The organism is Roseovarius sp. MBR-78 (genome assembly GCF_040547535.1).
In the GTDB taxonomy this organism is placed as follows: Bacteria; Pseudomonadota; Alphaproteobacteria; order Rhodobacterales; family Rhodobacteraceae; genus Roseovarius.
This window is the reverse complement of sequence record NZ_JBEPPX010000022.1, coordinates 56,514-65,831: the sequence shown is the minus strand read 5'-3', so window position 1 is coordinate 65,831 and position 9,318 is coordinate 56,514. Positions and strand designations below refer to the sequence as shown.

Sequence of the window (9,318 nt, the reverse complement as noted above, 5' to 3'; positions counted from 1 at the left end):
ATCGAGCGCACACGCTGCGCAAACTGTGGCCACCCATTGCCCGAGGATAGGCCGAAATTCTGTTCCGACGGTTGCCGCAAAGTTCACGGGCTGCGTCTGTTCCGGCTTCGAGAGGCCAGCGAAGAACAAATGGCCAGCCTTGCCAGCCGGTCGCCGCTATGATGCGCGAGTGTGAGCACTGCGGCGGGCCGATCCCCGATCACCGAAACGCGGATGCGATGTATTGCTGTGTGAAATGCAAAAGCGCGGCCTATTCGGCGGCGATCATGGCGGCGCGGCTGGAGGCCAAGGCGGGGCGGTGGTGCGAGTGGTGCGGCGATACGATCCCCGCGACCAAGAATGCCGGGGCGCGGTTCTGCAATCCCAAATGCCAGCGGGAGGCGCGATACCGGGCCGATATCGAGGCGCGACCCGTCCAGACCTGCGCCGCCTGCGGGACCGGGTTCCGTCCGGTGCGCGACGATGGGCGGCAGAAGTATTGCTCGCACCAGTGCGGGCAGGCCGCCTATCGCACCGGCTACCCGATCAACTGCCACCAGTGCGGAGACGAAATTCAGAACCCCCGGCGCGACCAGAAGTTCTGTGGCAACCGTTGCCAGCAACGATGGCACCGGCGCAGGCGGCAGGCCAAGAGCTGACCCTGCGCGCGCGGGCGCGATCAACCTTGAAGGCTCCAAGGTTGCCCCGGCAACGAGCTGACCCTGCGCGCGCGGGCGCGATTGGGCAACGTTGTGGCCTTCAACCTTGCACTGTTCACTGTAAATTCTGCAAGTGAAGGGGGGCGCAGAAACCGGGTTCGTTCTGGACCCGGTTTTGCTGACCCCATGCGCGCGCGGCCTAAATCTTCTTTGTCTGGTTGAGCCAGCGCGACATGCGTTCATCGAGTTCGCGGAGTATCTTTTCAGCCTCTGACGGATCATCCCGATTGATCAGGTGATCCATCGCTATGTGAAGGCCGCGGTGCATGTCTTTGATATCGTGTATCGCGTCAGAGTTCGCTTTTTTCACCAATTTTCAGATCCTCTCTGTGTGTCCCAAGTTGGGACAGACCGCACTAGAACGGTATGTCGCTTTCTGAAACAGGTGCGTTTTTTTTGCGCTCCCGCTCTATGAATTCTTGCGCCTGAGACTGAGCCGATTCTTCGATCACTGACGCAAGTTCGCGCCTGATCTGTGCCAAGTGATCCACAAGGTCGCGCCGCTCCTCATCACTTGACGCGTGAACGGTTTTTTCCATCAAGCGATCAAGTTTCTTCTGGATTTCGGCAACCGATGAAGGGGCAGGATACTCCTTTTCGAGCGCATAAATAATTTCGGCGCTGATCGACCGATTGTTCTCTATCGCCGTCCGCTTGATCCGATCTTTTAGGTCAACGGGAATACGCAACCCAAAAGGGGCGAGGTCACGCACAAGGCCTGTAGGTTCATCGGTCATGCTTCACTGTGTAGCAATTTTTTCCTTGCGTGCAAGTGCTACACTGTGTAACACCACAATATGACACTGTGTAGCATTGGAGATGATCATGACACGACAACTCAAACCCTATGGGCTGCGCATTCCCGATGATCTGAAAGCCCTGGTGAAGGACGCGGCGGCGCGCGAGGGCCGTTCCATGAATGCGCAGATCGTCCAGCACCTGCGCGAAATCTACCAGCCCACCCAAGAGGAGACAGCGGCATGAGCAAAGACAAGATGACCCGTGAAGAGATGCAGACTGAGGCTTTGATCATCGAAAGCCTGCTGGATGCTGCAATGGCCATGCATTCGGAAGTTGATCGAGAGGATTGCTTTCTCATGATCGAGAAAGCCCAAAATCGCGCAAATCGCCTCAACAGGGCATTGGATTCCATCAACGCACCGAGCGAATAACATGCCCAACACCCGCGCCACCGTGAAACAGATCGACGTGACCCGCGCTGTCAAAGGCGCTGTTGCGGCTGGTCTGGCGGTGGCGCGGGTGGAGGTTGACCAGCGCACCGGCAAGATCGTGATATTCCCCGAGGGCGGGCAGGGTGCCAGCACCGGCAATGAATGGGATGAGGTTCTGCGGTGAAGCGTTCAAAATTCCCCGAAGCAAAATCCTACCGAGACCGTCACGGGCGCACCCGGTGGCGGTATCGTCCGAAAATGGCGCGCGGTTTTACCCGCGATCTGGGGACTGACTTTGGCAGCGATGAGTTCAAGAGACGCTATGCCGAGGCCGAGGCCGAGTTTCGGGGGCGTCGCAAGGCCGGGGCAGGGGCCGACCGCACCATTCCCGGATCCCTGTCTGATCTGGTGGCGAGCTACTACAAGTCCCCCGAGTGGCGCAGCATCAGCGAAAGCACGAAGCGGACCTATCGAGGGCCGATAGAGAAGCTGCGCAAGAGGCATGGCGACAAGGCGATAACCCACCTTGAGCGCAAGCACGTCATGGCCATTCTGGCCGAGAAGGCCGACACCCCGGCAGCGGCGAATAATTTGCGCAAGAGGCTGGCACAGCTGCTGGATCATGCCATTGCGCTGGACTGGATCAAGTCCAACCCGGCGCGGCTGGTGAAGCCCTACAGGATCGAGGGCGGCGGATATCACGCTTGGGATGAGGGTGAGATTGCGCGGTTCTTTGAGGTATACGAGCCCGGCACACTGGCACACCGGGCGGTCACGCTCATGCTCTACACTGGCGCGGCCCGAGTGGATGCGGTGAAGCTGGGGCCGTGGAACATAAAGGGTGATCGGATCGAGTATCGGCGGCAAAAGACGATCCGTAGTAACGGCGTCAAGGTGAGCATCCCCATTCACCCGGACTTGGCCGAGGTGCTGGCCGATCTGCCCAAGGACCAGCCATTCCTCGCCACGGCATACGGCCAGCCCCGATCCCCCGATGGACTTGGCAACGCCATGCGCGACTGGTGCGACAAGGCGGGGCTTTCAACATGTTCATCCCATGGGCTGCGCAAGGCATGTGCGCGGCGTCTGGCAGAGGCTGGAGCATCGGCACATGAGATCATGTCCATCACTGGCCACAAGACCCTTGCCGAGGTGCAGAGATACACCGAAACCGCGACCCGCGAAGGACTGGCCGACTCTGCCATGGGCAAGCTCATAGCACGGCCAAACAGGGAACAAACCGTGGTTAACCTACCCGAAAGGTTCGCCACAAAATCCGCGCAATACATTGATAATAAAGGAAAATAACATGAGGTTTGGTAGGCCCGGAGGGACTCGAACCCCCAACCAAGGCGTTATGAGCGCCCTGCTCTAACCAATTGAGCTACAGGCCCGACCTGACCGTGCGCCTTGGTAGCATGTCGCGGGGCTTGGTCAAGAGGCGCTCGCGTGCTGGACAAGGCGCGCGGGCGTGCTTACTCTCGGTGACATGAGCGATGTGACCGGACGACGCTGGCATGACATGGGCGGGCAGGACGCGGGGCCTGTGCCGATGGAGGGCCATGATTTCGCGCTTTGGGAAAAGCGCGTCGATGCCCTCATGGTGCTGTGCGGGCAGAAGGGGCTGTTCACCGTCGACGGGCTGCGCCGCGCGCTCGAGGATATGGGCGAGGACGCGTTCGAGCGGATGAGCTATTACGAGCGCTGGATCGCCGCCGTGAACCAGAACCTGATCGAGGGCGGTGCCTACACGATCGAGGAGCTGGCCACGCGCATGGAAGAGGTCGCCCGGCGCGGCGAGAGCTATGGCGAGGCGCAGGCGGATGGCTGAGCGGGTGCGCGTCAAACGCCTCACCCCGCCGGGCCATGTGCGCGCGCCGTGGTATCTGCGCGGCAAGGAGGGCGTGATCGAGCGGCCCCTTGGCGCGTTCCCGAACCCCGAGCAACTGGCCTACGGCCTGCGAGCCGAGCGCAAGCCGCTCTACCGCGTGCGCTTTACCATGGCCGAGGTCTGGGGCGAGGGTGCCGAGAACCCCGACGACACGGTTGATGCGGAAATCTACGGCCACTGGCTGGAAAGGGTGGATGCCCATGCCCCATGACCATCACGACCATGACCATTTTCACCACGAGGGGATGAGCCCCTCGGGCCACCCCTATCGCAGCGACAATGACACCCCGCTGAGCTATTGGCAGCGGATGGAAATCGCGGTGCGCGAACTCATGGTCGAAAAGGGCCACCTGACCCCTGCCGAGATCGCCGCGCAGATCGAGGCGATGGACGCCCGCAGCCCCGCCAATGGCGCGACGGTGGTGGCGCGCGCATGGGTTGACCCGGCGTTCAAGGCGCGGCTGCTGGAGAATGCCGCCGAGGCGAGCCGCGAGATGGGCTTTGATATCGGGCCGCTCAACCTCATCGCGGTGGAGAATACAACTGAGACCCATAACCTCATCGTCTGCACGCTCTGCTCATGCTACCCGCGCAACCTGCTGGGCCTGCCGCCCGACTGGTACAAGACCCGCGCCTATCGAAGCCGCGCGGTGCGCGAGCCGCGCGCCATCTTGCGCGAATTCGGCCTCACCCTGCCCGATCATGTCACGGTGCGCGTCCATGACAGCACCGCCGACATGCGCTATATCGTGCTGCCCGCCCGCCCTGCGGGCACCGAAGGCATGGATGAGGCGGCGCTGGCGCGGCTGGTGACGCGCGATTCGATGATCGGCACCGGGCTGCCGCGCCAGCCGTGACAGGCTTGTGATCGCGTCGCGGCCCGCGTATCCCTGCGCCATAGAAACAGGGGGATCATCCCATGCGCGATGACGACCGCCCCGCCCTGGCTACCCGCGTTGCGGATACCGCCCTCGGGATGGCGATCTATGCGCCGATCGCGCTGTGCAAGGCGCTGCCCTATCGCTGGCGCATCCCGGTGATGGGCTGGCTGACGGCGCGGGTGGTGGCCCCGCTGGCGGGCTACCATGCCCGCGTGCGCGACAACCTTGCCCATGCCATGCCCGACCTGCCCGAGGCCGAGGTGCGCCGCCTGATGCGCGCGGTGCCCGACAATGCCGGGCGCAACATGGCGGAATTGTTTTCCACGCGGGATTTCATCGCCCGCACGCGGGGCGCGCGCGTGCATGGGCCCGGCCTCGACACGATTCGCGCAGCCCGGCGCGACGGGCGGCCGATCATCTTTGTCACCGGCCATTTCGGCAGCTTCAACGCCGCGCGGATCGCCATGATCGAGCAGGGTTTCTCGATGGGCGTTTTTTACCGCAAGATGCACAACCGCTGGTTCAACCGCCGCTACGTGGCGGCGATGGGCGCGCTCAGCGAGCCGATGTTCGAACAGGGGCGGCGCGGCATGATGCGGATGGTCAAGCATCTCAAGCGCGGCGGCGTGCTGGCGATCCTCACCGATCTCAACGCCCATGACGGCGTGCCGCTGTCGTTTTTCGGCAAACCGGCGCTGTCGCCGCTGGCCACTGCCGAGCTTGCGCTCAAATTCGATGCGCCGCTGGTGCCGGTCTGGGGGATCAGGGCCGATAATGGCCTCGATTTCGATATTCTGGTCGAAGAGCCGGTGCCGGCGACCGACGCCGTCACCATGACCCAAGAGGTCAACGACCGGCTGGAGCGGCAGGTGCGCGCGCGGATGGATCAGTGGCTCTGGATTCACCGCCGCTGGAAGGATGGCACAGGGCCGATGGCGGATCGCGGCGCGGCGCAGCTTGACGCGATCCGCCGCAAGGGCTGAAATCAGCGCTTGCGGTCGCGGCGGCTCGACATCGGCTGGAACGCCACCCCGACATGCGCCTCGCAATAGGGCTTGCCGGTCTGCACCGGCAGGCCGCAGAACCAGAAATCCGGTGTCGCGGGATCGCCCACCGGCCATTTGCAGGTCCGCTCGGTCAATTCCATCAGCGTGAGGCGCTTGGCCTTCTTCTCGATCTCGGTGACCTTGGCAAGCGCCTCGGGGTCGATCTCGTTGGCCGAGGGCTGCGGCGGCAGCGGCTGGCCCGCGGGGATGATCGCCTTGACCCGGACCGACACCGCGACCGGCGCGGCCTCTTGCTCTTCCGGCTCTGCCGGGGCTTCGGGCGCTGCGGCGATCTTGGCCGCTGGCCGTGCTGCGGGCTTCACTGGCTCTGCCTCGGGGGCCGGGGCCTCGGCGGGGGGGGCGGCGTTGGCGGGGCTGGGCGAGCCGTTGCGGTTCGACAGGCCAAGCCGGTGCACCTTGCCGATCACGGCATTGCGGGTGACACCGCCAAGTTCCTTGGCGATCTGGCTGGCGGATTGGCCTTCGCCCCACAGCCTTTTCAACAGCTCGACGCGTTCATCGCTCCACGACATATCGGGGCTTCCCTTGCATTGAAAGGCGGCACAGGCCCGCACGGCCCGCCGCCTTGTCATCTGGATCGGTCTCCTATTCTAATCACTCGGCGATGAGTTACAAGGCGTCGAATCACACCGCGCCGCGCAGAGACAGGAGCCACCATGCCCGAGACCGCCCCAAACGCCCCGCTGTCGATGGGTGCCCGCCGTTTTGGCCGGGTCAACTGGCTGGGCCTGATGACACTGGCCGAACGCGAGAACCGTCGCTTTCTCGCGGTCTGGACGCAAACGCTCATGGCACCGCTGATAACGGCGGGGCTGTTCATGGTGATCTTTTCCATCGCCATCGGGCCACGGCGGGGCGATGTGATGGGCGTGGGTTTCACCACCTTCATCGCGCCGGGTATCCTGATGATGACGGTGATCCAGAACGCCTTTGCCAATACCTCGTCGTCGATCGTGATCTCCAAGGTGCAGGGCAATATCGTCGATACGCTGATGCCGCCGCTCTCAGCCGCAGAGCTGCTTCTGGGCTATCTCGCGGGCGGGGTGGGGCGCGGCGTGCTGGTGGCGGGGGCGATTGCGGCGGGCCTGTGGCTGGTGCTGGGGATCGTGCCCGCGCATCCCGTCTGGGCGGCGGGCTTCATCGTGCTGGGGGCCACCCTCATGAGCGGTGTCGGCATCGTCGCGGGCATCTTCGCCAACAAGTTCGACCAGATGGCGGCGATCACCAATTTCGTGGTGACGCCGCTGGCGTTCCTGTCGGGCACGTTCTACTCGGTCGAGGCGCTGCCGCCGGGGCTCTATGGGATCACCCATGTCAACCCGGTCTTCTACGTGATCGACGGGGTGCGCTTTGGCATGATCGGCACCTCCGACAGCGCGCCCGCGCTTGGCCTCGCGGTGAGCGGCGTGGCCACCCTCGCGGTCTGCCTCGCGGCCTGGATCATGCTGGCGCGCGGCACGCGGCTCAAGGTTTGAGGCTCAGCCCCGCGCCGTCAGCGCGCAAACATGGCGCACCTTGCGCCCGTCGCGGAAATAATCGCGCATCCCGCGCCGGTCGGTGTCAAGGATCAGCCCGTGATCGAGCCACATCAGATCGAGGCCAAGCGCCCCGGCCATGAATTCGGTCGCGCGCAGGCTGGGCACGCCGACGACCGTTTGCGCCTGCCCCGCCACCTCGGTCACAGCGTTGAGCGGGTTATCCACCGCCTCTTTCAGCACCTGGATCATGGCGTTGTCGATGACGATGAATTCGCTGTCGATGATGATCAGCCGCGGCCCAAGCCGACGCGCCAGCGACAACAGGCGGAAATGATCCATGATGTGATAGAAGATGCCGTAAACCGCGATCACGTCGAAACGCTCTCCCGCCGCGATGCGCGCCTCCATCTCGGCGAAGATGTCATTGGCAACGAGCCGCACGCGGCCCTTGAACGGCGCATCGGGAAAGGCGTCGAACCGCGCGATCAGCTCGGGGCGGGCCTCCACGCCCACCACCTCTGCCGCGCCCGCCGCCGCCAGCGCATAGGACCAGCGCCCGTCATGCGCCGCCAGATCGAGCACCCGCGCGCCCGCGATCTGCTCTGCAAAAGGCGCGATCAGCAGCTTGTGCCGCTGGGTCAGGCGATAAAGCGTGGTCGCGTTCTCGTCATAGGGCGGCAGGTTGCTCAGAAACCCGAAAAACCCGCTCATGTGCAGACCCTCTCGGCGCGCTCGGCATAGGCGGTATAGGCGGCCCAGAACCGTTGATCGCCCGCGCGCTGCGATTGCCGCGTATCCTGCGCCGATTGCAGATCGCGGTAGAAGGCGACGGCGCGGCGCTGGTCGGCCCCGCTCAGCGTGTCATTGGCCACCGCCTGGATACAGCCACAGAGCGCGGGCGAGCGCGCCTTGCGATCCGAACCAAGGCAGGCATCCGAGATCGGCCCCGAGGCGACGGGCCGTCCACCCCTCCCGCCGTCAAAGCGGTCCGGCCCGCCACAGGCCCCAAGCCCGAGAACAAGCCCGAGAAGAACGATGCGTTTCATTGCCCTGTGCCTCTTGCGTTTCTTGACGGATCCATGCCGCAAATGGCCCGGCTTTTCAACTCGCATCCTCCGCCATCACGACGGCGCGAACCGGATCACCCGCGCGCCCTCGGGCGTGGTGCTGCGATAGACCACCCGCGCGGGAAGGTGCAGGCGCAGCCGCTCGCGCGCGAGCGCGGGCCGCCAGCCAAGGCCGGTATCAAGGCAATTCGCGTGCGTCCCGGTGTAATCCTCGCGCGCGCGCACCTGGCGTAAATCGCCGGGATCGACCGAGAGCCTGCGCCCCCCGAGCGTGGCATGGGCCTCGCGCAACAGCGCGCGCCCGACCGCCTCGGTCTGCGGCACCTGGCCTTGCAGATCGGACCACACGCCGCACAGATGCGCGCGCCCGTTCACCGGCACGATCTCGGCGGCCACGCGCAGCCCGCCGCCGCTGCTGTAGCGGCCCCCGGCGACGGTGGCACCGGGCGACAGGCGCACAAGGCCGCTTTGCCGTGTGAGAAACGGCACGACCTCGAGCGCGCTGCCCAGCGCGCCGGGGCCGGTCTGGCGAAAGCGCACGTTGTTGCCGCCATCGTCGCGCGACCCCGCAGAGATCACCGCGCGTGGCAGGAACACCTCCGGCACGCGCCCCGCGCGCCAGGGCAGATCCACGGCCACGCAGCGCGCCGGGGCCCCCGCGTAATCGAGCCGGGGCGCGATTTTCGGCATGAACCCCAGATCGGAGGCGATCCGCCGCCCGTCCACGTAAACGCTGGCATGGTTGACGGCGCGCCGCGCCTCACCCTGGGTATAGACCGATTGGCTCTCGCTCTCGGCCCAGGCACCGCAGAGCGCAGTGCCGCCCTGCGCGGTGCGCCGCAACTCGGCCGCGACGGTGACCCCGCCGCCGGTGCTGAAGCTTCCCCGCGCAAGGCTCAGGCCGGGGCCAAGCCGGATATCCGAGGCAAGGACCGGGCCACCCAGGGCGGCGATCACGGCAATCATCAGGGCGGAACGCATGGCGATACCTCCGGTTTGGGACAGCCACAAGCCTATGCTCCAGACTCATTGATATTGAAAGCCAGAACAGGACAGTTGCTGCG

16 protein-coding genes and 1 tRNA gene are annotated in these 9,318 nt (G+C 64.8%); 10 read left to right on the top strand and 7 right to left on the bottom strand.

Annotated features, from left to right (window positions below):
- Window positions 1–158: 158 nt before the first annotated feature.
- Window positions 159–638 (top strand): hypothetical protein, encoded by a 480-nt coding sequence (locus tag ABIE58_RS15850; RefSeq protein ID WP_354545678.1) that lies wholly within the window; start codon window positions 159–161, stop codon window positions 636–638.
- Between the two features lie 199 nt (window positions 639–837).
- On the opposite strand, the gene ABIE58_RS15845 is transcribed toward ABIE58_RS15850, so the two are convergent.
- Entirely contained in the window at window positions 838–1,008 is a 171-nt protein-coding gene (locus ABIE58_RS15845; RefSeq protein WP_354545677.1) for a hypothetical protein, read from the bottom strand.
- 46 nt (window positions 1,009–1,054) lie between these two features.
- The gene (locus tag ABIE58_RS15840; RefSeq protein WP_354545676.1) at window positions 1,055–1,435 is read right to left on the bottom strand and encodes an Arc family DNA-binding protein; all 381 of its coding nucleotides are present in this window, start codon (window positions 1,433–1,435) and stop codon (window positions 1,055–1,057) included.
- An 88-nt stretch (window positions 1,436–1,523) separates the two neighbouring features.
- Here ABIE58_RS15840 and ABIE58_RS15835 point away from each other — a divergent pair, with 88 nt between their 5' ends.
- The 4 genes from ABIE58_RS15835 to ABIE58_RS15820 are packed head-to-tail and all read left to right on the top strand — an operon-like array spanning window position 1,524 to window position 3,178.
- Window positions 1,524–1,682 carry an Arc family DNA-binding protein gene (locus ABIE58_RS15835; protein ID WP_354545675.1) on the top strand — a complete coding sequence of 53 codons (159 nt, stop codon included), beginning with the start codon at window positions 1,524–1,526 and terminating at the stop codon, window positions 1,680–1,682.
- Window positions 1,679–1,870 (top strand): hypothetical protein, encoded by a 192-nt coding sequence (locus ABIE58_RS15830; protein WP_354545674.1) that lies wholly within the window; start codon window positions 1,679–1,681, stop codon window positions 1,868–1,870. The genes ABIE58_RS15835 and ABIE58_RS15830 overlap by 4 nt, the downstream gene beginning before the upstream one ends.
- A 1-nt stretch (window position 1,871) precedes the next feature.
- Window positions 1,872–2,054: a hypothetical protein gene (locus tag ABIE58_RS15825; RefSeq protein WP_354545673.1), complete on the top strand. Its 183-nt coding sequence runs from the start codon at window positions 1,872–1,874 to the stop codon at window positions 2,052–2,054.
- A complete protein-coding gene (locus tag ABIE58_RS15820) occupies window positions 2,051–3,178 on the top strand; it encodes a site-specific integrase (RefSeq protein WP_354545672.1) in 1,128 nt (375 codons plus the stop codon). The genes ABIE58_RS15825 and ABIE58_RS15820 overlap by 4 nt, the downstream gene beginning before the upstream one ends.
- A 9-nt stretch (window positions 3,179–3,187) precedes the next feature.
- On the opposite strand, the gene ABIE58_RS15815 is transcribed toward ABIE58_RS15820, so the two are convergent.
- Window positions 3,188–3,264 (bottom strand) — tRNA-Ile (locus tag ABIE58_RS15815).
- Between the two features lie 95 nt (window positions 3,265–3,359).
- Here ABIE58_RS15815 and ABIE58_RS15810 point away from each other — a divergent pair.
- From ABIE58_RS15810 to ABIE58_RS15795, 4 genes are all read left to right on the top strand, one after another.
- On the top strand, window positions 3,360–3,701 hold the full coding sequence (locus ABIE58_RS15810) for a ScnB-like protein (protein ID WP_354545671.1): 342 nt from the start codon (window positions 3,360–3,362) through the stop codon (window positions 3,699–3,701).
- Window positions 3,694–3,972 carry an SH3-like domain-containing protein gene (locus ABIE58_RS15805; protein ID WP_354545670.1) on the top strand — a complete coding sequence of 93 codons (279 nt, stop codon included), beginning with the start codon at window positions 3,694–3,696 and terminating at the stop codon, window positions 3,970–3,972. Before ABIE58_RS15810 ends, ABIE58_RS15805 begins: the two co-directional genes overlap by 8 nt.
- The gene (gene nthA, locus ABIE58_RS15800) at window positions 3,962–4,618 is read left to right on the top strand and encodes a nitrile hydratase subunit alpha (RefSeq protein WP_354545669.1); all 657 of its coding nucleotides are present in this window, start codon (window positions 3,962–3,964) and stop codon (window positions 4,616–4,618) included. Before ABIE58_RS15805 ends, nthA begins: the two co-directional genes overlap by 11 nt.
- A gap of 62 nt (window positions 4,619–4,680) precedes the next feature.
- On the top strand, window positions 4,681–5,625 hold the full coding sequence (locus tag ABIE58_RS15795; RefSeq protein WP_354545668.1) for a lysophospholipid acyltransferase family protein: 945 nt from the start codon (window positions 4,681–4,683) through the stop codon (window positions 5,623–5,625).
- Between the two features lie 2 nt (window positions 5,626–5,627).
- On the opposite strand, the gene ABIE58_RS15790 is transcribed toward ABIE58_RS15795, so the two are convergent.
- Window positions 5,628–6,221, bottom strand: coding sequence for a GcrA family cell cycle regulator (locus ABIE58_RS15790; RefSeq protein ID WP_354545667.1), 594 nt, complete (start codon window positions 6,219–6,221; stop codon window positions 5,628–5,630).
- Window positions 6,222–6,365: 144 nt separating this feature from the next.
- Between ABIE58_RS15790 and ABIE58_RS15785 the strand changes: the two genes are divergently transcribed.
- Entirely contained in the window at window positions 6,366–7,184 is an 819-nt protein-coding gene (locus ABIE58_RS15785; RefSeq protein WP_354545666.1) for an ABC transporter permease, read from the top strand.
- A 3-nt stretch (window positions 7,185–7,187) separates the two neighbouring features.
- Here ABIE58_RS15785 and ABIE58_RS15780 read toward each other — a convergent pair whose 3' ends face one another.
- The 3 genes from ABIE58_RS15780 to ABIE58_RS15770 all read right to left on the bottom strand — a co-directional run bounded on the left by ABIE58_RS15780 (window position 7,188) and on the right by ABIE58_RS15770 (window position 9,235).
- Window positions 7,188–7,898, bottom strand: coding sequence for a methyltransferase domain-containing protein (locus tag ABIE58_RS15780; protein WP_354545665.1), 711 nt, complete (start codon window positions 7,896–7,898; stop codon window positions 7,188–7,190).
- Entirely contained in the window at window positions 7,895–8,233 is a 339-nt protein-coding gene (locus ABIE58_RS15775) for a hypothetical protein (protein WP_354545664.1), read from the bottom strand. The genes ABIE58_RS15780 and ABIE58_RS15775 overlap by 4 nt, the downstream gene beginning before the upstream one ends.
- Before the next feature lie 75 nt (window positions 8,234–8,308).
- Window positions 8,309–9,235 carry an orotidine 5-phosphate decarboxylase gene (locus ABIE58_RS15770; protein WP_354545663.1) on the bottom strand — a complete coding sequence of 309 codons (927 nt, stop codon included), beginning with the start codon at window positions 9,233–9,235 and terminating at the stop codon, window positions 8,309–8,311.
- Window positions 9,236–9,318 lie beyond the last annotated feature (83 nt).